The 22,996-nt window shown below is 63.6% G+C and carries 18 protein-coding genes; 5 read left to right on the top strand and 13 right to left on the bottom strand.

The window, feature by feature from the left end:
• Positions 1-25: 25 nt before the first annotated feature.
• Positions 26-1,303 carry an FAD-binding oxidoreductase gene (locus I6L39_RS00530; protein WP_216990728.1) on the top strand — a complete coding sequence of 426 codons (1,278 nt, stop codon included), beginning with the start codon at positions 26-28 and terminating at the stop codon, positions 1,301-1,303.
• A gap of 103 nt (positions 1,304-1,406) precedes the next feature.
• Here I6L39_RS00530 and ybaL read toward each other — a convergent pair whose 3' ends face one another.
• The 4 genes from ybaL to I6L39_RS00510 form a co-directional block, all read right to left on the bottom strand.
• Positions 1,407-3,056 carry a YbaL family putative K(+) efflux transporter gene (gene ybaL, locus I6L39_RS00525; RefSeq protein WP_216990727.1) on the bottom strand — a complete coding sequence of 550 codons (1,650 nt, stop codon included), beginning with the start codon at positions 3,054-3,056 and terminating at the stop codon, positions 1,407-1,409.
• A 376-nt stretch (positions 3,057-3,432) separates the two neighbouring features.
• Positions 3,433-5,214, bottom strand: coding sequence for a gamma-glutamyltransferase (ggt, locus tag I6L39_RS00520; protein WP_042075071.1), 1,782 nt, complete (start codon positions 5,212-5,214; stop codon positions 3,433-3,435).
• A 162-nt stretch (positions 5,215-5,376) separates the two neighbouring features.
• Positions 5,377-6,237, bottom strand: a complete 861-nt coding sequence (locus I6L39_RS00515) for an MFS transporter (protein WP_216990726.1) — start codon at positions 6,235-6,237, stop codon at positions 5,377-5,379.
• A 12-nt stretch (positions 6,238-6,249) separates the two neighbouring features.
• The gene (locus I6L39_RS00510) at positions 6,250-6,900 is read right to left on the bottom strand and encodes an MFS transporter (RefSeq protein ID WP_216990725.1); all 651 of its coding nucleotides are present in this window, start codon (positions 6,898-6,900) and stop codon (positions 6,250-6,252) included.
• Positions 6,901-7,044: 144 nt separating this feature from the next.
• On the opposite strand from I6L39_RS00510, the gene I6L39_RS00505 reads away from it, so the two are divergent.
• Positions 7,045-7,941 (top strand): LysR family transcriptional regulator, encoded by an 897-nt coding sequence (locus I6L39_RS00505; RefSeq protein WP_216990724.1) that lies wholly within the window; start codon positions 7,045-7,047, stop codon positions 7,939-7,941.
• A 195-nt stretch (positions 7,942-8,136) separates the two neighbouring features.
• Here I6L39_RS00505 and rdgC read toward each other — a convergent pair whose 3' ends face one another.
• Positions 8,137-9,048, bottom strand: coding sequence for a recombination-associated protein RdgC (gene rdgC / locus I6L39_RS00500; protein ID WP_216990723.1), 912 nt, complete (start codon positions 9,046-9,048; stop codon positions 8,137-8,139).
• A gap of 179 nt (positions 9,049-9,227) precedes the next feature.
• Here rdgC and I6L39_RS00495 point away from each other — a divergent pair, with 179 nt between their 5' ends.
• The 3 genes from I6L39_RS00495 (at position 9,228) to I6L39_RS00485 (ending at position 14,735) form a co-directional block, all read left to right on the top strand.
• Complete coding sequence (locus tag I6L39_RS00495; RefSeq protein WP_216990722.1) at positions 9,228-9,656, top strand: GNAT family N-acetyltransferase; 429 nt, start codon at positions 9,228-9,230, stop codon at positions 9,654-9,656.
• Positions 9,657-9,756: 100 nt separating this feature from the next.
• Entirely contained in the window at positions 9,757-10,983 is a 1,227-nt protein-coding gene (locus I6L39_RS00490) for an exonuclease SbcCD subunit D C-terminal domain-containing protein (RefSeq protein WP_216990721.1), read from the top strand.
• Entirely contained in the window at positions 10,980-14,735 is a 3,756-nt protein-coding gene (locus tag I6L39_RS00485) for an AAA family ATPase (protein WP_216990720.1), read from the top strand. Before I6L39_RS00490 ends, I6L39_RS00485 begins: the two co-directional genes overlap by 4 nt.
• 254 nt (positions 14,736-14,989) lie before the next feature.
• On the opposite strand, the gene I6L39_RS00480 is transcribed toward I6L39_RS00485, so the two are convergent.
• The 8 genes from I6L39_RS00480 to cysK all read right to left on the bottom strand — a co-directional run bounded on the left by I6L39_RS00480 (position 14,990) and on the right by cysK (position 22,900).
• Positions 14,990-15,526 (bottom strand): nitroreductase family protein, encoded by a 537-nt coding sequence (locus I6L39_RS00480; protein ID WP_244462905.1) that lies wholly within the window; start codon positions 15,524-15,526, stop codon positions 14,990-14,992.
• 233 nt (positions 15,527-15,759) lie between these two features.
• Entirely contained in the window at positions 15,760-16,977 is a 1,218-nt protein-coding gene (locus tag I6L39_RS00475; RefSeq protein ID WP_216990719.1) for an MFS transporter, read from the bottom strand.
• Between the two features lie 15 nt (positions 16,978-16,992).
• On the bottom strand, positions 16,993-17,856 hold the full coding sequence (locus tag I6L39_RS00470) for an NAD(P)-dependent oxidoreductase (protein ID WP_216990718.1): 864 nt from the start codon (positions 17,854-17,856) through the stop codon (positions 16,993-16,995).
• 108 nt (positions 17,857-17,964) lie between these two features.
• Positions 17,965-18,546, bottom strand: coding sequence for a TetR/AcrR family transcriptional regulator (locus I6L39_RS00465; RefSeq protein WP_216990717.1), 582 nt, complete (start codon positions 18,544-18,546; stop codon positions 17,965-17,967).
• Positions 18,547-18,905: 359 nt separating this feature from the next.
• On the bottom strand, positions 18,906-19,415 hold the full coding sequence (gene crr / locus I6L39_RS00460; protein ID WP_010673569.1) for a PTS glucose transporter subunit IIA: 510 nt from the start codon (positions 19,413-19,415) through the stop codon (positions 18,906-18,908).
• A gap of 43 nt (positions 19,416-19,458) precedes the next feature.
• Positions 19,459-21,186, bottom strand: a complete 1,728-nt coding sequence (gene ptsI / locus I6L39_RS00455) for a phosphoenolpyruvate-protein phosphotransferase PtsI (protein WP_216990716.1) — start codon at positions 21,184-21,186, stop codon at positions 19,459-19,461.
• Positions 21,187-21,230: 44 nt separating this feature from the next.
• A complete protein-coding gene (locus tag I6L39_RS00450) occupies positions 21,231-21,488 on the bottom strand; it encodes an HPr family phosphocarrier protein (RefSeq protein WP_005303128.1) in 258 nt (85 codons plus the stop codon).
• Positions 21,489-21,931: 443 nt separating this feature from the next.
• Complete coding sequence (gene cysK, locus I6L39_RS00445) at positions 21,932-22,900, bottom strand: cysteine synthase A (RefSeq protein ID WP_042075052.1); 969 nt, start codon at positions 22,898-22,900, stop codon at positions 21,932-21,934.
• Positions 22,901-22,996 lie beyond the last annotated feature (96 nt).

The following is a 22,996-nucleotide window of genomic DNA, read 5'->3' as shown; positions in this document are numbered from 1 at the left end:
AAGAACCGGTAAGGAAACAGGGATCATGACCGAACATGTAAACAGTTACTACGCAGCCAGTGCCAACAAGCACGCCCCCTATCCCACGCTCACCGAGCAGCTGGAGTGCGACGTCTGCATCATAGGCGCGGGCTACACCGGCCTCTCCAGCGCCCTGCACCTGGTGGAGAAGGGCTACAAGGTGGTGGTGCTGGAGGCGGCCCGGGTGGGCTTTGGCGCCAGCGGTCGCAACGGCGGCCAGATCGTCAACTCCTACAGCCGCGACATCGACACCATAGAAGCGAATTGCCCGCCGGAACAGGCCAGGCTGCTCGGCTCCATGCTGTTTGAGGGAGGCCAGATCATCCGCGAACGGATCAAGCGCTACAACATCCAGTGCAATCTGCGTGAGGGGGGGGTCTTCGCCGCCGAGACCGAGAAGCAGCTGCACGAGCTCAAGGCGCAGCAGGCTCGCTGGGAGAAGTGGGGCAACGACAAGCTGGAGCTGCTCGATGCCGACGGGGTACGCGAGGTGGTGGCGAGCGATCGCTACGTCGGCGCGCTGCTGGACAAGAGCGGCGGCCATATCCACCCCCTCAACCTGGCTCTGGGGGAGGCGGAGGCCATCCGCATGCAGGGGGGGCAGATCTTCGAGCAGTCCGCAGTCACCAGCATTACTCCGGGTCAGCCCGCCCTGGTCAAGACCACCAAGGGGGCGGTGAAGGCGCGTTATGTGGTGGTGGCGGGCAACGCCTACCTCGGCAACCTGGTGCCCGAGCTCGCCGGCAAGAGCATGCCTTGCGGCACCCAGGTGATCGCCACCGAGGTGCTGGGGGAGGCGCGGGCCCGCTCGCTGTTGCCGCAAAACTACTGCATCGAGGATTGCAACTACCTGCTCGACTACTACCGCACCAGCGCCGATCACCGGCTCATCTATGGCGGTGGCGTGGTCTACGGCGCGCGGGATCCGGCGGACATCGAGCGGCTGATCATCCCCAAGATGCTGAAGACCTTCCCCCAGCTGGCCGGCGTCAAGGTGGAGTACACCTGGACCGGCAACTTCCTGCTGACCCTGTCGCGTCTGCCGCAGTTCGGCCGCATCGGTCCCAACATCTACTACATGCAGGGCTACAGCGGCCACGGCGTGACCTGTACCCATCTGGCGGGCAAGCTGCTCTCCGAGGTGCTGAGCGGTCAGGCGGAGCGCTTCGATGCGTTCGCGAAGCTCCCTCACTACCCCTTCCCGGGGGGGCGTCTGTTCCGTATCCCCTTCACCGCCGCCGGCGCCGCCTGGTACACCCTGCGCGATCGGCTGGGGGTGTGATCCCGCCTGCCCGGACTCGGATACCTACAAGGCCACCCCAGGGGGTGGCCTTGCGTTTTCTGGGGCGGTTGGCGGCGTGAGCCCCGGCCTCGCCGTGCTGGCGTCAGGCCGGAGCCGGGTCGGCGGGGAGGCGTGTCGCCAGATGACACAAGCGCCGCGCCGCCTCTTCCTCGCTCAGCACTACCCGATGGACCCCGCGCAGCCGCAGATGATGCACCTCTTCGCCCTGATGGGCGCAGGCGGCTATCTGCAGCAGAGCCCCCTGTTCCCGCGCGATGGCGGCGATTTCGCCGGCCAGCAGGCTGTCTTCCAGGGTGATCAGCAGCCAGCTGGCATTGGGCAGGGCCGCCGCGAGCAGATCCTGCTGGACAGGATGGCCGGCCAGACAGGTGATCCCCCGGGCTCGCCAGGGCGCCAGCAGCCGCTCATCCGAGTCGATCACCACCATCTCTCGCCCCTGCTCGTGCAACTGACGGATCAGCGGGGTGCCGATGCCGTCGGCGCCGACCACCACCACGTGGCCTTGCAGCGGGCAGAGCGGGGCGGCGTCTTCGGTCTGCGGCTCGGGGTGGCGACTCAGCCAACGTTCCACCCGATTGAATACCAGGGGGTTGAACACGATGGAGAAGCAGGCGCCGATCAGCACCAGATCACGAGCCACCGCCGGCACCAGGCCGAGCATGACCCCCAGCCCCATCAGGATGAAGGAGAACTCCCCCACCTGGGCCAGGCTGGCGGAGATGGTCAGCGCCGTACGCCGGCTGTGGCCAAACAGCCGGACGATGGCGAAGGCCGCCACCGACTTGCCGATCACGATGACGAACAGGGTGGCCAGCACCGCCAGGGGCTCGCGCAGCAGGATGACGGGATCGAAAAGCATGCCCACCGAGACGAAGAAGAGCACGGCGAAGGCGTCCTGCAGGGGCAGGGTGTCGTTGGCGGCCTTGTGGCTCAGGTGGGAGCTGTTCATCACCACCCCGGCGAAGAAAGCCCCGAGGGCGAAGGAGACCCCGAACAGCTTGACGGCGCCGAAGGCGATGCCCAGCGAACAGGAGAGCACGGCCAGGGTGAAGAGCTCGCGGGAGCCGGTGGCGGCGGTGCGGGCCAGCAGCCAGGGGATGAGGCGGCGTCCGCCGATGATCATCAGGGCGATGAAGGCCGCCACCTTGGCTAGGGTCAGGCCAATGTCGGCGAGCACCTGGACCAGGGTCAGGCTCTCACCCCCCTGCTGCAGGTTCGCGAGTATGGGGAGCAGCACCAGGGCCAGCACCATCACCAGATCCTCGACGATGAGCCAGCCGATGGCGATGCGCCCCTCCTTGGTGTCGATCTGGCCTCGGCTCTCCAGGGCGCGCAGCAGCACCACAGTGCTGGCGGTGGAGAGGGCCAGACCAAACACCAGGCCGGCGGTCAGGCTCCAGCCTAGCAACTGGGAGAGGCCGAGCCCGAGCAGGGTTGCCAGGGTGATCTGGACTATGGCCCCCGGGATGGCGATGTGCTTGACCGACAGCAGATCCTTGAGGGAGAAGTGCAGGCCGACGCCGAACATCAGCAGGATGACGCCGATTTCCGCGAGCTCGGGGGCGAGCTGCAGATCGGCCACATAGCCGGGGGTGAAGGGACCGCACACCACGCCGGCCGCCAGATAGCCCACCATGGGAGAGACTCGCAGGCGGCTTGCCAGCATGCCAAACAGATAGGCCAGCACCAGGCCGCCAACCAGGGTCGTGATAAGGGGGAGTGAGTGGTCCATGTCGTCACCTCGCTAATGGCAGTCAGGGGCTACCAGATCACCCGAAGGGGAAGAGGGCAGCTGTCAATGAGCAGGGGGCGAAAGAGACAGAAGTTGGCCGCATCAAGACATTTTCTTGAGGACAACAGATGCCGTTTCCATTGAAAAATAATGCATTTTTATGGCTCGGACAACATTATTCCAAGATTGAGAGGGATTTTGACGGGAAATGTCTGTAACGCATTGTTTTAAAGTGAAAGGCTGACTCTTGAATGCAATTTTTGGCAGAAAAAATCAATCCGCGATTGTTTTCTTCGCTGCGGTTCACCCTGCCGCCGACGGCACGGAGGAGGCGGCCCTCCTCCGTCGTCAGCGATAAACGGGCGCAAAGGGCGGGTTAGTCGCCCCTGGCGATCCCCTCCCGCCTGGGGTCGGCGGCGCCCAGCCAGCCACCGGCATTGCGCTGCACCCCCTGCAGCCCGGAGGTCTGCTCGCCCAGCAGGATCTCGTGTCCCCTGGCTTTCAACCCCTGAACCACGGCATCTGGCGTGCGCCCCTGCTCCAGCTCGGTGGGGCCGTTGCGGCTGCCGAAGTTCGGCAGCGCGATGGCCTGCTGCAGATTGAGCCCCCAGTCCTGGGTCCCCAGCAGCGCCTTGCCCACGTAGTTGATGATGGCCGAGCCCCCGGGGGAGCCCAGGCTCATCTCGAGCTCGCCGCTCTGCTTGTCAAACACCAGCAGGGGGGACATGGAGGAGCGCGGGCGCTTGCCGGGCTCGACCCGGTTCGCCACCGGCAGGCCGGCCGCATCCACCGAGGTGAAGGAGAAATCCGTGAGCTGGTTGTTGAGCAGGTAGCCGTTGACCATCAGCCGCGAGCCGAAGCCATCCTCGATGGAGCTGGTCATGGAGACCGCCATCCCCGCCTGGTCGACGATGGAGACATGGCTGGTGGACGGGCGCTCTGGAGTGGCATCCCGGCCACGGGCGAGCGAACGGGGCGGCTTGCCGGGCTGGGCCACCCCCATGGAGCGGTTGCCGATGAGGCGGCCCCGCTCGGCCAGATAGCCCTTGTCCAGCAGGCCGGCCACCGGCACCTCGACGAAGTCGGCGTCGGCCACGTACTGGTTGCGGTCGGCAAAGGCGAGCCGCGCCGCCTCGCTGTAGAGGTGGATGGCATCGCTCGAGGCGGCCAGCCGGCCGTCCGGCCCGGGCACGGGTTTGAGCGCTGCCATGTCCCGGCTCTCCAGCATGCCGAAGATCTGGCCGAGGGCCAGGGTGCCGGAGGAGGGGGTGGGGAAGCCGCACACCTCGCTCTGGCGATAGTCGAAGCAGAGGCCGTCCCGCAGTTTGGCGCTGTAGCTGGCGAGATCCGCCGCCGCCAGCACGCCTGGATTGGTGGGGTGGCTGCGCACCTTGGCCACCATGGCGTCGGCGAGTTGCCCCCGATAGAAGGCATCTGCCCCCTCTTGGGCCAGGGTTCTCAGCACCCTGGCCAGGGCCGGGTTGGTGAGCCGGGTCCCCGCCGCCTTGGGGGAGCCGTCCGGCTGATAGAAGTAGGCGCGGGCCTCGGGATCTCTGGCGAGATAGGGATCCTTGGCGATCAGGGTGGCGAGGCGCGGGCTGATGATGAAGCCCTGCTCCGCCAGGGCGATGGCGGGCTCGAACAGCGTGGCCCAGGGCAGCTTGCCATAGCGCCCGTGGGCCAGGGCCAGGGCGCGCACCGTGCCGGGGGCGCCCACCGAGCGGCCGCCCACCACGCCGTCGTAGAAGGCCATGGGTTTGCCATCCTGCATGAACAGCTGATCCGTGGCGGCGGCGGGGGCCGTCTCCCGGCCATCCACGGCAACCACCCCTTTGCCGTCCCACACCAGCAACAGGGAGCCGCCACCGATGCCGGACGACTGCGGCTCCACCAGGGTCAGCACCAGCTGGACCGCGATGGCCGCGTCCACGGCGCTGCCTCCCGCCTTGACGATCTGGTAGCCCGCGTCCACCGCCAGCGGGTTGGCCGCCGCCACCATGAAGTGGCGACCCTGCCAGCCCGGCTTGTCGGTCCAGCCGCTCGCCGCCTCGGGGGCGATCAGGGTCTGGGGTGGGGGGACATAGTGAAAGGCGCTCTGGGGGGCGCAGCCGGCGAGCAGGCCGAAGGCGACCAGCAGGCCGAGGGGTTTGAGGGACATGACGGGCTCCTTGTCGGTTTCTTGTTCATCAGTCGAAATGTGTCACACTTGGAACCTGATGAAAAGATTGTTGTTAATACTCATATGGTTACAAAACTATCAGGAAGAACGCCACAAGGCACAAGGCGAATCTGGGAAGGGGCTGCACCCTGCACCTGACGGCTAGTTGGCTCGCTGCCGGTTCAAGCCATACTGCGGCGCTGGAGTGGCTTCATCCAGAAGCCAGCCCACGACAACGCCAGAGCCAACCGTGACGAGCATCAGCACATAGATCAGCCACTGGAAAGCGTCCCCATAGGCGCGGATCAGAGCCTGGGCACTGTCGTTGGAGACCTGGCTTGCGGCGGCGACATTGCCCATCGCAAGCTGCCGGGCCGTCTCAATGGTTGCCGCTGCGCTGCCTTGCGGCAAGTGCATCTGGATGAACAGCGTCACCAGCGCACCTACGATGGCGATGGCCACGCCTTCGCCCGCCACCCGCGTCGTGCTGAAAATCCCCGTCGCCATGCCAGCGCGCTCCTTCGGCACGACACTGACCGCCAAACCATCCATCAAGCCCCACGGCAGCCCCGTGCCGATGCCGATGACGAGGAGCGGCCCCAGCAGCGATGCGTGAGGATCCGATGGGGCTATCTTGCCGAGCCAGAACAGCCCTGCAGCAGCGACAAATAGCCCCAGTGCCGAGATTTTTCCGGCCGAGGCCCAGCGTGTCAGGCTGGCCGCCAGACTTGGCACGATCAACATCGGAATCGACAAGGCGATCATGCTCATCCCGGCGCTGACCTCGCTCTTGCCCTCAATGCCGATCAGCCGCAACGGGAGCAACACCAGCAAGACCACATAGCAATAGCATGTGGCCACCGGCAGCATCTGCACGCCCAGAAAGCGCGGATACCGAAACAGCGACAGATCCAGCATCGGGCGGGCCGCACGTCTCTCCACGCCAAGAAAAATCCCCAATGACAGGGCGGCGCCCAGCAGCAGCCCCCACGCCTGCCAACTGCCCCAGCCGCTGGCCGGCAATTGCAGAACCCCCTAGGTGAACAAACCGAGTGCGCCGGTGAAACTGACCGCGCCAGCCCAATCAAAAACCGCCGCATCGGGGTCGCGCGATTCGAGCATCCTGGGCACTCCCAGCAGCAAGGCGACTGCACCCACGCAGGCACTTGAGAAGAACACCGAACGCCAGCCCAGGTGTTCGATGAGCATGCCCGCCAGGAGCGGGCCGAAAGCCAGTCCCACACCAAAGCTGGTGCCCAGCAGGCTGAACGCTCGCGTGCGCGCCATGCCGTCAAACGCCTGGGCAAGCGCCGCCGACCCGCCTGCCAATGCCGCCGCTGCGGCGATTCCCTGAGCCGCGCGCAGCACATCGAGCCAGAGGATGCTCGGTGCCCAGGCGATGACGATGGAGATGATCACGAAAGCCAGCACACCGCTGGCAAACACCCGTTTGCGGCCGAAGGTATCGGCCAATGCACCGGCCGTCATCAGGAGGCTGCCGAAGCTCAACATGAACGCATTGGTGATCCAGTTCAGTGCCAGCGGACTGCCCCCGAGATCGCGACCGATCATGGGGGTGGCGACAGTCCCGCCAGTGAAGCTGAGAGGAAGGATCAGGGCCGCCAGGCAGATGGCGGCAAGCAGCGACGCCTGATGGTGGCGAATGACGGTATTGGTGACTTTCATCGGTATCTCTCGGCTCGGTCCGCTGGTTGCAGGGGCCGCATAGGTCATGGGGGATACATGACATGCTAAAAGATCACCAGTCATTGAAAAATATGGCATTATTCCTTTCTTAAATGACAAAAACTCACTAATTGAACGATGGCGATGGATAGTTTGAGCGGATTGATGGCATTCGTCCGCGCAGCGGAAGCAAACAGTTTTGTCGCGGCCAGCAAGCGCCTGGGGGTGTCCGCCTCTGCGATCAGCAAGAGCGTGGCACGCCTGGAGGCCGAGCTTGGGGTGCGCTTGTTCAACCGCAGTACTCGGCGCCTGAGCCTGACGGAAGAAGGCGCGCTTTTCTTCGATCGCAGCCAGCGCATCGTCGAAGAAATCGAAGAGGCGGAATCCGAGTTGTCCCGGCTGGCGGGCAGTCCCAGCGGCAAGCTGAAAATCGGCGTGCCGGCCATTGGCTATCGGATGTTGATGCCCGTTCTGCCCGAATTCACCGCCCGGTATCCCGACATCAGACTCGATTTCGACTTCAACGACAGGTTGATCGACGTCATCGCCGAGGGAGTGGATGCCGTCATCCGCAGCGGTGATACCGGCAGTTCCCAGCTCAAGGCTCGTCCCTTGGGCACGTTCCGCTTTGTGGTGGTGGGCGCCCCGCGCTACTTCGCCGAACGCGGCACACCGCAAGCTCCGGCTGACCTCGTGGGCCATGACTGCCTGCGGTACAGGTTCCCGACGACGGGCCAGTTGCAGGGGTGGGGGCTTGGCACCGAGCGGACGAATGTCCCGTGTCTGTCTGTTCCGACCACGCACACGTTCAACAGCGTGGAAGGGCTGATCTACGCCTCGGTGGCTGGGCTGGGAATCGCCTACCTGCCCGATTTCGCCGTCCGTGAGGGCATAGGATCGGGAGCGCTGGTATCCATCCTCGATGACTATGTGGTCGACGGCGGACAGTTCTCCATCCTCTGGCCAGGCAATCGCTACATGGCGCCCAAACTGAGGGTGTTTGTGGATTTCCTGGTCGACAAGAAGGTGTTGGGCGGGTAAGGGGCGCGGTATTCCGGCAACACACCCGAGGTGGCGTCCTGAGTGCATCGAGGGAACAGCGAAGGTGCCGGCCTTCCATTGCGCTTTCCGGCTTTGGCGTAGCCCGTCGACATGCCGGGCTGGAGTCATCGAGACATAAAAAAAACCGCCATCAGGCGGTTTTTTTTATGATGATGTCTGTCGCCTGCGGGCTGACTAGATGGACTGCTCTTCCCCACCCAGGGCGGCGAACAGGGCCGGGATGAACTGGGCCAGCTCGGCGGTCACCAGGGCGAAGTCGGCATCCAGGCGGGCGGCGGGATCCTCGCTGGTGACATCGTCGTTCTGCTCGCGCAGCTCTTCGCTGAACTTCAGGCGCTTGATGGAGAGATCGTCGCCGAGCACGAAGCTCAGGGTCTCGCCCCAGTTGAGGGCCAGCTTGGTCACCAGCTTGTCGTTGGCCAGGTGATTCTTGATCTCGTCGCTCATCAGATCCTGCTGCTTGCAGCGGATGATGCCGCCGTGCTCCATGGCGCTGCGCAGCTCGGCTTCGTCCTCCAGGGTGAAGGCGGCGGGCAGGTTGCCCTCGTTGAGCCACTCGGTCATGGTGATCTCGGGCGGGTTCTTCAGGGCCACCGGCACCACAGGCAGGGTGCCGATGGATTTGCGCAAGAGCGCCAGCAGGTCGTCCGCCTTCTTGGCGGAGCCTGCATCCACCACCATCAGGTTGTCGGCGGGGTTGATCCAGGCGAAGGTCTGGCTGGTGCGGCTGAAGGCGCGGGGCAGCAGGGTATGCATGATCTCCTCCTTGAGCGCCTCCTTCTCCTTCTTCTTGAGGGCGCGGCCCTGCTCGAATTCGATCGCCTCTATCTTCTCCGCCAGCATCTCCTTGACCACGGTGCCGGGCAGCATCTTCTCTTCCTTGCGGGCGCAGATGAGGAGGTGGCCAGAGGCGGCGTGGGTCAGGGTGGAGCCGAATTTGCCAAGGGGCTTGACCCACCCGAACCGGGAGATGTCCTGACTGCCGCAGGGGGTGAAGGCACAGGCCTCGAGCTGGGTTTCCAGCTGTTCCACGGTCAGGTCGAAGGGGCGGGTAAAGCGATAAATCTGCAGGTTTTTAAACCACATGGCGTCCTCGGTCTCTAGATTGTCCGGCGGGCATTGTACTAGAGAGGCGCTTTGTGATCAGCCAATCATTCTCGCTAAATAAAGGGCGATCGACCTCACAGGGCCCCACCTTGCTCACCCGCCAGCGCGTCCAACTCCCCTAGACTGCGAGTGTTCAAATTGTTGACAGGGATGCGACTATGTTGAGACAGAGCCGGCCGGAAGACATGGAAGAGATCGTCGAAATCTGGTTGCTGGCCTCCCTGCAGGCCCACGATTTCGTCGACGCTTCCTGCTGGTGGCAGGCCCAGGAAGATCTGCGCACCCGCTATCTCGATCACGCCCGCATCTGGGTGTTCGAGGAGCGCGGCGATCTGCTCGGCTTCATGGCCCTGGTGGATGACTACCTGGCCGCCCTCTTCGTGCGCCCCGACCGACAGGGGCGGGGGGTGGGGCACGCCCTGCTGCAGGAGGCCAAATCCAGGTGCGCCGCACTGCATACCCGGGTCTTCGTGGAGAACGAGCCGGCGGTGCGTTTCTATCGTCGCCACGGCTTTAGGATCGGGGAAGAAGTGTCGGATCCACTGACCCACCATCTCCAGTACCAGATGCATTACCAAGCCGTCTGAATCTGACGTCAGCCCCTTTTTGCTTGAAAAAAGAGGGGCCTATCCTCATCTTGTCTGCATCGGGTGCCGCTGGCACCACCTCCATACGAGTCGTTTTTTCATGAAAATCCTGCATACCGCCGACTGGCATCTTGGCCATCAACTCCATGGCCACGACCGCCGCTTCGAACACGACGCCTTCCTCGACTGGCTGGCCGACACGATCAAGACCCGCGACATTGACGCCCTGCTGGTGGCGGGCGATCTGTTCGACACCGCCAACCCCCCTGCCAGCGCCTGGCAGCAGCTCTACCGCTTCCTGGCCAGACTGCGCGCCGAGCACCCGGCTCTGGAGATGGTGCTGATCGGCGGCAACCACGACTCTCCCTCCAAGCTGGATGCCCCCCACGAGCTGCTGCGCGCCTTCGACCTGCATCTGGTGGGCAGCATCAGCCGGGACGAGGAGGGGCGCCTCGAGACCGAGCGTCTGCTGGTGCCGCTGCGGGGCAAGGACGGCGAGGTGGCCGCCTGGTGCGCCGCCGTGCCGTTTCTGCGTAGCAGCGATCTGCGCCCCGAAGGGCTCAGCGAGGGGCAGGACAGACTCATCGAAGGGGTACGCCAGGTCTATGAGGCGGTACTGAGCGAGGGGCGAACGCGCTGCCATCCGGATCAGGCCCTGATCGCCATGGGCCACGCCTATCTGGCATCGGGCCAGCTCTCCGAGCTCTCCGAGCGGAGGGTGCTCGGCGGCAACCAGCACGCCCTGCCTGCCGAGCTGTTTGCCGCCGCCGATTACACGGCGCTGGGCCACCTGCACCTGGCCCAGACCCCGGCCGAGGGGGTGCACTACAGCGGCTCGCCGCTGCCGCTTTCGCTGGCCGAGGCGAACTACAACCATCAGGTGCTGGAGGTGACGTTCGAGGGGGGCAAGCTGGCCCGCCTTGAGCGGATCCCGGTGCCCCGGGCGGTGGAGATGATCCGGCTGCCCCAGAGCGGCCTCGACGAGGCGCTCAAGGCCATCGAGGCGCTGGAGCTGCCCGCTTGTCCGCAGCAGGCGCAGCCCTTCCTCGAGGTGCGGCTGCTGTTGCCCAAGCCCGAGGCCCGCATCCGCGAGCGCGTGCTGGCCGCCATCGGCGACAAGCCGGTGCGCCTGGCCCGCATCACGACCAGTTATCAGGGCTCGGGCCAGGGGCTGGCGGACGGTGCCGGCCAGCGCCGGCTCGATGAGCTTTCCCCCAGCGAGGTGTTTCGCCTCTGCTATCAGCGTCAGTTTGACGGGGAGCCGGAGGCCGAGCTGGTGGCGTCGTTTGAAGAGATCCTGGAGCAGGTGAAGGAGGCCAATGCATGAAAATCTTGTCGCTGTCAGGGGAGAATCTGGCCAGCCTGACCGGCCCCTTCTCCATCGACTTTACCGGTGGCGCCCTGGGGGCCGCCGGCCTGTTTGCCATCACCGGCAATACCGGCGCCGGCAAGAGCACCCTGCTCGATGCCATCTGTCTGGCGCTCTACGACGAGATGCCGCGCTTCATCGCCAATCGCAAGAACGTGGCCGAAGTGGGCCGCATGGATGACGAGGAGAAGCTCAAGGCCAACGACGTGCGCGGCATCCTCAGCCGCGGCCACGCCAGCGGTTTTGCCGAGGTGCAGTTTCGCGGCTGTGACGGCCGCATCTGGCTGGCCCGCTGGGCGGTACGCCGTGCCCGCAACCGCGCCGAGGGGCGCTTTCAGGCCCAGGAGCGCAGCCTGACCGACGTGGCGTCGGGCCAGGTGTTCAGTGGCAGCAAGCGGGAGCTGCAGGATCGCATCGACGAGCTGGTGGGGCTCTCCTGGGAGCAGTTTCGCCGCGCCGTCATCCTGCCCCAGGGGGAGTTTGCCGCCTTCCTCAAGTCGAGCGCCGACGAGCGTTCCGCCCTGCTCGAACGGATGACCGGCACCGAGCTCTACTCCGCCATCTCGATTCAGACCCATGAGCGGGCGCGGGAGGAGCAGCAGAAGCTTGCCGCCATCAGCCAGCGGCTCGGCGACGTGGCGCTGATGGACGAGGCGACCCGCGAGCAGTGGGTGAGCCAGCAGGTCAGCCTCGCCACCAGCCTCAAGCACGAGCAGCAACAGCAGCAGCTGATGCAGGACTTGCGGGATCTCAACGGCCGCATCGCCGCCCAGTTGCAGGCCTGTCAAGAGGGGGAAGCGGCCCTTGCCGCGGCCGAGGCGGCCCACGGTGCGGCCGCCCCGGAGCGCGAGGAATTCGCCCGCGCCGAGCAGGCCCAGGTGGCCCGCGCCGATCACGACGAGCTGGCCCGCCTCACCCTGGAGGTGCAGCAGCAGGAGAAGGCGCTGGCCGAGCTTGGCCCCGAGCTTGGCAAGCTGGAGGAGCAGACCCAGCAGAGCGCCCTCACCGAACAGCAGCTGCTGGCGGAGAAGATCGCCGCCGAGCGCGAGTGGGGCGCCCTGCAACCCGAGCTCAAGCGGGCGCAGGAGCTTGACACCCGCATTCGGGAAAAGCTGCAGCAACTGCAGAAGATCCAGCAGGAGGGGGCGCAGGAGCGGGAAGTCCAGCTCACCCTGGAGCAGGGCTGGCGCCAGCAGCGCCAACAGGTGGAGCAGCTCAAGGCTCAGCACCAGCAGTGGGGTGCCTGGCTCGAGGAGCACAAGGAGCTGGCGCCGGTGGCCCGCCAGTGGCAGCCCCTGCTCACCGCCATCCAGGATTGGGCCGAGGATGCCGACAGGCTGCAGCAGCTGCTCACCTTGCGCGAGCACAAGCTGCGTGCCCTCAGGCAGTTGCAGCGCCAGTTGGAGCAGGGGCAGCAGGAGCGGGACTACTGGCAGCACGAGCAGGCGCGGTTGCAGCAACAGCAGCACGAATTGCAGGAGCAGCAGTGGGAGGGGCGCCTGGCCAAGGCGCAGGAGCAGTGGCAAGGGCAGACCGAGCAGCTGGGCCAGCTGCGCCAGCTGCTGGAGCTGGCCGACTATGGCCGCAACCACGGCGAGCAGCATGGTCGCCTGCAGCAGGAGATCGCCCAGCTGGAGCAGGCGCTCGGCAAGCTGGCCATCCTCGGCGACGAGCTGGCGCCGGCCCGCGATCGGCTCGCCCTGCAACGGGACGAGGCACGCCACGCGCTGGAGCAGTCCCGCGCCATCGCCAGTTTCGAGCAGCATCGCCACATCCTGCGCGACGGTGAACCTTGTCCGCTCTGCGGCGCCGAGGAGCACCCCTATCGCCAGAGCCAGCCGCAGGTGGCGGGCATTCTGGGGCAGCTGGCGGAGCGCGTCCGCGGCCTCGAGCTCGAGTGGGAGCGGCTCAATCACCAATACATTCAGTGCGAGAGCGAGCGCCAGGAGCTGGCCCGCCAGCTGGCGGTGCGCCAGCAGCATCTGCCTGAGCTGGAGACGCGCGCCGAGCAGCTGACCCAGCGCTGGCAGCAGCTCGGCGGTGCCGAGCTGCTGGGACATCCGTTGCCGCTGCGTCAGAGCCCGATCGAGTGGAACGAATTGATGAGCATCCTGCTGGGCCGCGGCCAGAGCCTGGAGCAGGGGCTGGCCCGCAGCCAGCAGCAACTGCGCGAGGCCCAGCAGGGGCAGCAGCAGTTGCAGGCCGTGCGCCAGCAGTTGAGCCAGCTGGCCAGCCAGCACCAGCAGTTCGAGCAGCAGTGGCAGGAGGCTGACCGCCAGCGCATCGCCCTGGAAGGGGAGGTGAAGGCGATGGGCGAGCAGGAAACGACCCTGCGCCAGCGCCTTGAGCAGGGGGGCAGCCGGCTCGACGAGCAGATGGGGGGCCAGCCCTGGCGTCAGTGGCTGGGCAGCCAGCAGTGGCGCGAGTGGCAGCGGGCCTGCGAGGCCTGGCTGCACGGCCAGAGCGAGTGGGAGCGGCTGACCGGTGAGATTGCCAGCCTCACCCCGGCCCTGAGCGCCCAGGAGGCGCGCCTGCAGACCCAGCGCGATCTGCTGCACAAGCTCGAGCGCGACTACAAGGAGCATGAACAGCAACGGCAGGGACTGGTTACCAGCCGTGCCACCTGCCTGGGGGGTGAGGAGATTGCCCTGGTCGAGAGCCGCTGGCAGCAGCGGCTGCAGCAGCTGGCGAGCGAGCTGGAGACGATGCAGGGGGCGGCCCGCGCCTTGCGTGAGCGCCAGACCGAGCTCAAGACCCGCCTCAGCCATCTTGAACAGGAGAAGCAGGTGAGCAGCCGGCGGCGACGGGAGGTGCTGGGGCGCTGGGCTGCCCACGCCAGCAGCCTCGGCATCGCCGAATACGACCTGCGCCGCCTGCTGGCCATGAGCCCGGATGAGCTCAAGGCGCGCCGTGCCGCCTTGCAGGCGCTGGAGGATGCCCGTGCCGAGGCGCGTACCCGTTTGACCGAGCGGCAGCGGGCGCTGGCGCTGGAGGAGAGCAAGCGGGATCGTTACCGCGAGCATCACCCCGAGCTGGCCGCGTTGGCGCCACAGGAGCTCGCCAGCCGGCTGACGGCGCTGGAGGCGCACTGCCGCGCCCTCGACGAGCAGCTGTTCCAGTGCAAGAGCACCCTGGCACAGGCCGAGGCGGCGGCCCTCAAGGCGGGTTCTTTGCAGGAGGAGCTGGCCGCCCAGCAGGCGGTGGCGGATCACTGGCAGCGGCTCTGTGATCTCATCGGCTCGGCCAGCGGCGCCAAGCTGCGCACCTTCGCCCAGAGCCTCACCCTGGAGCGGCTGCTGCTGGAGGCCAACGCCCAGCTCGCCGAGCTCTCCACCCGCTATCGACTGGAGCGGGTGCCCGGCACCGATCTGGCGCTGCAGGTGGTGGATCTCGACATGGGGGACGAGGTGCGCTCGGTGGATTCCCTCTCCGGTGGCGAGAGCTTCCTGGTATCGCTGGCGCTGGCGCTGGCCCTCTCGAGCCTGTCGTCGCGCCAGACCCAGGTCGAATCGCTGTTCATCGACGAGGGCTTCGGCACGCTCGATCCCGACAGCCTGGATCTGGCGCTCTCAAGCCTTGATTCCCTGCAGGCGGCTGGTCGCCAGATCGGGGTCATCTCCCACGTGCAGACCCTGGTGGAGCGGATCGGCGTGCAGGTGCGGGTGGAGGCCCTCGGCGGCGGTGAAAGCCGGGTGGTGTTGCCCGGATGACGGCGCGTCATCCATGACCATGCATGAACAAGAAGGCCCCTGTGAGGGGGCCGAAAAGACGCAGTCCGGCAAGTCTGGCCTGCGGGCTGTGGATCAGGCAGACCATTGAATTGGTCCGAGACCGAGCAATGGAGCCTGGATTGTCGTTCATCAGAGGAGTGGTCAATGGCACCCGAGCGGATCGACAGGGCCCAGATGTTTGTGGCCGTCCCCTGCGCTCTGATGTGGGCCCCCCAGTGTGGATCGTCACGGCATCAAACGATGGACAGCACTTCCGACAGGGCCTTGCGGGGCTTTTGCGGCCAGTTCTTGGTGGCGGGATAACCCACTGCGACGATCATCACGGGTAGCTCGCTCGTCGAGAGTTCAAACGCCCGAGCGACCTGCACAGCATCGAATCCGCTCATGGCGCACGACCCCAGCCCCATCCCCTGTGCCGCCAGCATCAGTGTCATGGCGGCCAGGGAGGCAGAACGGATGGCCTCATCCCGCTGCAGGAGGACATTCCCCTCATGGGCCGTGCTGGCCAGGCTGACCCATCCATCGACCACTTGCTGCGCCATGATGCCGTGTTTCACGCTGGGCTGCAGGGTGGCGGCCAACTGAGAGTGGGCCGCCAGGGTGCCGCAGACGATGAAGGCGACCGAGGCATCCATGATCTTCTGCTGTTCAAAGGCGGCGGCTCTCAGGCGGCGCTTGGCCGCCTCGGACTGCACGGCAATGAATCGCCAGTTCTGCATGTTGTAAGCCGAGGGCGCCTTGGTTGCGAGGCTGATCAGGGATGCAATCACCCCATCCTCCAGAGGGCGGTCTGGCTGAAAGTGATTGATGGAAGTACGAGCGTCAATGATGTTCTGAATGGCTGTCGTCATGTCATGGTCCAGTAAGAAAATGTATGGAAGAAGTGTGTGATGGCTCGCAACGCCTGAGCGTCCATGAGCGGGGCTGGCGATGAGCACAACCACTCCCCTGAGTGCGGCCAATGCCCACAGCCCGTCGTTGCCGCTAGCATGGGCCGAGCCAGTCAGGGCTGGGCGGCACGGTGGCCCGGCCTGAAGCCATGCTGGCGGGATGACCAGACGATGGACAGGCCCAGCAGCGCCAATGCCGCCATCGTCCAAGAGAAGGATGCCGCGCCCAGGTGTTCCAGCAGCATGCCACCCAGTACCCCCCCTCCCGCCACGGCGAGATTGAACATGGTCACCAGCATGGATTGGGCTACGTCGGCCTCGTCGCCCGCCCTATCCGAGAGCGCGGTCTGCAACAGGGTCGGCGCACCGCCAAAGGTCAGCCCCCACAGCGTGATGCCTAGCTGCACGGCCCATGGCGATGAACAGGAGAAGCCAAGCATCAACGCGGCTGTGGTGAATACGGCCAGGCTCAGCAGCGTCAGCGTGCGCAGCAAGCGATCCACCAGCAGGCCGGTGAGCCAGATCCCCACGATGGACGCGACGCCAAACAGCAGCAGCATGGCATCGACCCATTCCCCCAGGCCAACCGATGCGAGGAAGGGCGCTATGTAGGTATAGAGAATGTTGTGCGCCAGTATCCAGACGAACAGAGCCAGCAGGACCGGGCGAATGCCTGGCATCCGGAAGATGTGTCGGATGGGGACTCGCTGCCTGGCCGACTGGCCCGCAAAGCCCGGTACCGACAGCCATACCCAGAGAAACAACAGTAACGACAGCGCCGACATGATCCAGAAGACGCCGCGCCAGTCAGACCAGGTGCCCAACCAGGTTCCCAATGGCACACCAATGGCCAGGGCGATGGGCTGGCCGACACCGACGACAGCCAGGGCACGACCCTGCAGGTGCGTCGGCACCATGCGTCTCGCATACCCGGCCAGCAAGCCCCACACCACCCCTGCCGCCATGCCTGCGACAAAGCGTGCCCCCAGGGTCAGGCCGTAGTGACTGGACAAGGCGGTGAGGGTGTTGAACACCAGCAGTCCGCCGAGCGCCAGCAGGAATAGCGGTTTGCGGTTCCAGTTGCGAGTGGCGGCTACAATCGGAATGGCCGCCAGGACGGAACCCAGTGCGTAGAGCGTCACCAGCTGACCCGCGAGGGAGCCGGATACGCCCAACCCCTGGCCGATCTGCGGCAACAGCCCGGCAGGCATGGTCTCTGTCATGATGGCGAGGAAGCCCGCCGTGGTGAATGCCAGCAGTTTCCCGATTGGCAGACCCTCTGCGTCCGCAATCGTCTTGGGTGTCGGACTCTCAAGATATTCGCTCTTCATATGGTACTCATCACCTCAGGCGAGATAGGACGCGGCCATGTCTTTGTCGCCGTGCCCGGCCTCCAGCGCCCGCTCAAAACGCCAGAGGCCGGCCTTTGCCGTATCGAGTTGCACACCTGCATGCTCAGCGGCCTCGATGATCAGACGGGCATCTTTTACTGCATTGGCGATCGTGAAGCTTGCCGAGTAGTTGTCAGCCAGGATGGCGGCGGCCTTGGCCTGAAAATAGCCGCTGTCCATCGGTCCACCCGTGACCACATCCATGAGCAGAGCGGGATTGACGCCCATCCCCTTGGCCAGGGCCAGACTCTCGGCCAGACCGTGAGTGAGGGAAAAGGCCCAGTGGTTCAGGGCCAGCTTGAGACGGCTGCTGGCGCCTGCTTGCTCCGACACCCACAGGGTCCGTTTGCCAATGGCGTCGAAGGCTGCCTGGGCGGCTGCTCGCTGTGCGACTGGACCTGATGCCAGAACGATGAGCTGGGCCAGTTCAGCCGGTTGCCGAGTGCCCTGCACCGGGGCATCGTAGAACACCAGCCCTTGCTGTGCGGCCAGTGCCACCAGGGTGTCAATGCCCTCTATGCCGACAGTGCTCAACTGCAACCAGATGGCCCCCTTTTTCAAGGCCGGAGCGGCGCTCAGCATGACCTGCTCAACGCTGGGACCATCCTTGAGGACTGTCACTATGAGGTCGGCGTCACGCACGGCATCTGCAGGGGTGTCGAACACCATAATACCGTCAGAGGCCAGTGCCTTGGCCTTGGGGGCGGTGCGATTCCAGGCATGAACCTTAAACCCCCGCCTGTGAAAATGTCGTGCGATCGGTGCGCCGATCAGACCGGTACCGAGTATGGCCAAGGTGACATGTCGATGTGCGTTCATGGGGACTCCTCTGATGATGAATTTAACTGGAACGATCATTCCTGTTTTAGTTAAATCAATATCCGGCCCCCAGGCCCACGTCTGCCAGGATGCCGGTGGATAAAGGACCTACAGCGTATCCAGAGCCGTGTCGATCACGTCAAGCAGGCACTGGCGTCGCTGCTCTGAGGGGCTGCCCTTGCCCAGCACACGCAGACCCTGAATGGTATTGACGAAGAACCAGGCCAGCGCCCGCGGGCTCTTTCCGGGGGGGATGTCGCCCGATTGTTGCCCTCGCCGGATCAGTCTTTCCAATGCCTTTTGCAAGCGCTGAAAGTTGTGTGCCACCAGCCTGGCGATGGCTTCATCCTGGCCTGCGAGTTCCAAGGAGGCATTGGCCACCAGGCAACCTCGTCGTTGTCGGTCACCCAGTTCGTCCTCCAGGATGCGCATCAGCAACTGTCGGATCAGATCCTTGGCATCACCAGAACTGTCCAGCAGCGCGACATTGGATGCGGTGACGGCCTGATAGCGGATCAGCGCTTGCTGATACAACCCTTGCTTGCTCTCAAAGGTGCTGTAGAGACTGCTGCGGGACAGACCCGTGCCTTCGACAAGATCCTGAACCGAGGTCGCCGCATAGCCACGTCGCCAGAAGACCTCCATGGCGGCATCGGCAATCTCGTCGGGCTCGAACGTCTTGGTACGCATGGCATTCACCTATTTGGAATGATCGTTCCTGTAAATCTACGTTCTGGCCTGACAAGCGTCAAGAACTATCGGGGCGCCCATCGTCGGGCGGTATGGTGAAAGGGGGCCCGACCCCGCACCTGGGCGTGCAGCTTGCCGGATAGCTTGTCTGCGACAGTCTGCATAGGGTGCCAAGGGGGACATGGGACGAATGAGGCACAGTGGGGCTGGCGCGCGTGAGTGGGCCTATGAAGGAGGTGATATCGCAGTGGTGGAGGCTCACCGATGACCCGTCACAAGCCTGTGATGGACTATGTTCGACAACAAAAAAAAGCCCAGCAGGCGAGGCCTGCTGGGCTGTTGGTCGGCGTAAGCCTGACTTACTTCTTGATGCGGATCACCGGGGTCTCGCCCACGGTCACGGCGCCAGTCATCTTCACCAGCTCTTTGATCTCGTCCATGTTGGAGATGACCACAGGCGTCAGGGTGGATTTGGCTTTGGCTTCCAGCACGGCCAGATCGAACTCGATGATGGTGTCACCGCGCTTGACCTGTTGACCTTCCTGAGCGATACGGGTGAAGCCTTCGCCCTTCAGCTCGACGGTGTCGATACCGAAGTGAACGAACAGCTCGATACCAGAGTCGGATTCCAGAGAGAACGCGTGGTTGGTCTCGAAGATCTTGCCGATGGTGCCGTCGCACGGAGCCACCATCTTGTTGCCAGCCGGCTTGATGGCGATGCCGTCGCCGACGATCTTCTCGGCGAAGACGACGTCGGGTACATCTTCGATGGGCACGATTTCGCCAGACAGGGGAGCAAAGATTTCGATGCCGCCGGTGTCAGAACTGTCGTCGGAAACCAGTTTCTTCAGTTTATCAAACAGACCCATAGTAAAAGCTCCTAGAGATGATTGTCGCTGTTTGCAGCCGATCTTAGCAGACTGCCTTCTGCTTAATAAAGTTATCTACACAGGCTTCGATTTCGGCGGCGGTCGCATAGCTCAGGGCCTGGTCTGCCATTGCCTTCACATCTTCGAAGTTGGTGTTGCGGATAAGCTTCTTGATACGCGGTACGGAGATGGCGCTCATGGAGAACTCATCCAGACCCATACCCAGCAGCAGCAGGGTGGCGCGTTCGTCACCAGCCAGTTCACCGCACATACCGGTCCACTTGCCATTGTCATGGGAAGCGTCGATCACCATCTTGATCAGGGTCAGGACGGAGGGTGACAGCGGGTTGTACATGGCGGAAATCATCTCGTTACCACGGTCGACGGCCAGGGTGTACTGGGTCAGGTCGTTGGTACCGATACTGAAGAAATCCACTTCCTTGGCCAGATGATGAGCCATCACGGCCGCGGCCGGGGTCTCGATCATGATACCCACTTCGATGGATTCATCAAAGGCTTTGCCTTCGGCGCGCAGTTCGGCTTTCAGCGTCTCCACGGTGGCCTTGAGGCTGCGGAACTCTTCGACGGAGATGATCATCGGGAACATGATGCGCAGCTTGCCAAAGGCGGAGGCGCGCAGGATGGCCCGCAGCTGGGCGTTCATGATGTCGGCACGATCGAAGAAGATCCGCACGGCACGCCAGCCCAGGAAGGGGTTCATCTCCTTCGGGAAATTCATGTAGGGCAGTTCTTTGTCGCCGCCGATGTCCATGGTGCGGACGATGATCGGCTGGTCCGGCATGGCCTCTGCCACTTCTTTGTAGGCCTTGAACTGCTCGTCTTCGGTCGGCAGCGCGTCACGGTCCATGAAGAGGAACTCGGTACGGTACAGACCCACGCCCTCGGCGCCGTTGCGGATGGCTCCCTCGGTATCCTTGACGGTCCCGATATTGGCGCATACTTCGACCTGATGGCCGTCCAGGGTGATGGCAGGCAGGTCTTTGAGCTTGGCCAGCTCATCCTTCTCGGCCTGGAACTGGGCCTGGAACTTCTTGGCCTCGGCCAGCTGTTCTGCGGTCGGATTGATGATGACCTGGTTGTTGATCGCATCCAGCACCAGCAGGTCGCCGTTCTTGACGCGCTCGGTGATGTCGTTGGTACCCACGACGGCTGGCAGCTCCAGGGAGCGGGCCATGATGGAGGTGTGGGAGGTACGGCCACCGATGTCGGTGACGAAGCCCAGCACGTATTTCAGGTTGATTTGAGCGGTTTCGGATGGGGTCAGGTCTTTGGCGACCAGGATGACCTCTTCGTCTATGGTGCTCAGGTTGACGACGGCGATGCCCAGTACGTTCTTGACCAGACGGGTACCGATGTCACGGAAGTCGGTGGCACGCTCGCGCAGATAAGGGTCGTCCAGCTCGGCCATCATCTTGGCGTACTGTTCGATCACCTCGAAGATGGCTCTGTCGGCGGATGCCTTGTTGTCCTTGATGAAGGATCTGATATCCCCTTCCAGCTCTTCATCTTCGAGCAGCATGATGTGGCCTTCGAAGATGGCCTCTTTTTCTTCACCGAAGGTGCGACCGGCCATCTCTTTGATGGCTTCCAGCTGGGCGGCTGACTTGGTGCGGGCTTCGAGGAAGCGGTTGATCTCGGCATCAATCTGTTCGGCAGGGATCTTGCCCTGATTGATAACGATTTCATCTTCTTTCAGAAGAAGCGCCTTGCCGAATGCGATACCGGGGGACGCAAGAATGCCAGATATCATAATCCTTCCTATTAAAACGACTGTGGGGGAGGAGTAAAGCTGGATTACTCCAGCTCGTCCATCAGGGCAACCAGCTTCTCAACGGCTTTCTGAGCGTCCGGGCCGTCGGCCTGGATGGTCACGTTGGTGCCCTTGGTCAGACCCAGGGTCTGCAGCTTGAACAGGCTCTTGGCGCTGGCGGACTTGCCACCGGAGACCACAGTGATCTCGCTTTGGAATTCTTTGGCTTCTTTCACGAACTGAGCTGCAGGACGGGTGTGCAGGCCGTTTTCAGCAGTAATAACAACAGACTTCTCGTACATGGTTTCACCCCATATTATTGATATTGTGTGGAGAGATGGTCGCTAATGAGGCTTCCTGTCTCACCGTGTCAGTATGGATATGTTGTAAAGTAACGAAATCAGACCTGCAATGGTTTAATCCAGGTCAATTTTCTGTGCAGTATTCGGCGTTGTGGCCAGGTCTTTTTTCGTTATCGCGCTACAAGCCGCGTCAGGACTGGCCTGAAATTATTTTATAACGAAAAATAACACTTTGTTACCTTGTGATACCTGGCCGGTAAACACCTCGTGACGCCGCACAGGATATGAGATTTATCACAGAATGTCTGCTTTTTTTGTCATGTCCGAGTTTGTTATTTTACCCCAAAAAATAAGGGGCCGACTGACACTGATGGCTACTGAGTTTAGCGCATAATGAAAACGGCGCTCCGAGGAGCGCCGTCGTTTTGATGTAAGCCGATCAACTACTGTTGCAGCTCTTGCTCGCTGAACACGCCGGCGAAGAGGGCGCTGGAGAGGTAACGCTCGGCGGCGCTCGGCAGGATGACGACTATGGTCTTGCCCTCGAACTCCGGCAGCTCGGCCAGACGGTTGGCGGCGACCACGGCGGCGCCGGAGCTGATCCCGGCCAGGATCCCTTCCTCTTCCATCAGGCGGCGAGCCATCTCGATGGCTTCGTCGCTGCTCACCTGTTCAACTCTGTCCAGCAGGCTCAGGTCCAGGTTGCCCGGAATGAAGCCGGCCCCGATGCCCTGAATCTTGTGCGGACCCGGTTTGATCTCTTCACCGGCCAGCTTCTGGCTGATGACGGGGGATTCGCTGGGCTCGACCGCCACAGAGACGATGGCCTTGCCCTTGGTCTGCTTGATGTAGCGGGAGACACCCGTGATGGTGCCGCCGGTGCCGACGCCCGCCACGAACACGTCCACTTCACCGTCGGTGGCGTCCCAGATCTCGGGGCCCGTGGTCTGCTCGTGGATTTCCGGGTTCGCCGGGTTCTCGAACTGCTGCAGCAGCACGTACTTGCCCGGTTCGGATTCCAGGATCTCGTTGGCCTTGGCGATGGCGCCTTTCATGCCGAGCGGTCCCTCGGTCAGCACCAGGTTGGCACCCAGGGCCTTGAGCAGCTTGCGACGCTCCAGGCTCATGGTGGCCGGCATGGTCAATGTGATGGGATAGCCACGGGCCGCAGCCACGAAAGCCAGGGCAATGCCCGTGTTGCCGCTGGTAGGCTCGATGATCTCCTTGCCCTTGGTCAGCAGGCCGCGTTTCTCGGCATCCCAGATGAGATTGGCACCGATCCGGCACTTGACGCTGAAGCTCGGGTTGCGGCTCTCGATCTTGGCCAGCACGCGGCCCTTGGTAACACGGTTGAGACGAACCAGCGGGGTGTTGCCTATGGTCTGGCTGTTGTCCTCAAAAATTTTGCTCATGGTGCTATCCCTGTGTTTGTTAAGGCGATGAAACAAGATTACCCTGTGGTTTCTGAATGAGAAGTGACGAATCGTTATAACAATATGTTATTACAA

Source organism: Aeromonas sp. FDAARGOS 1409 (assembly GCF_019048705.1).
Lineage (GTDB): Bacteria > Pseudomonadota > Gammaproteobacteria > Enterobacterales > Aeromonadaceae > Aeromonas > Aeromonas sanarellii.
Note: the sequence above shows the minus strand (reverse complement) of the source record. Positions and strands in the feature narration are given on the sequence as shown.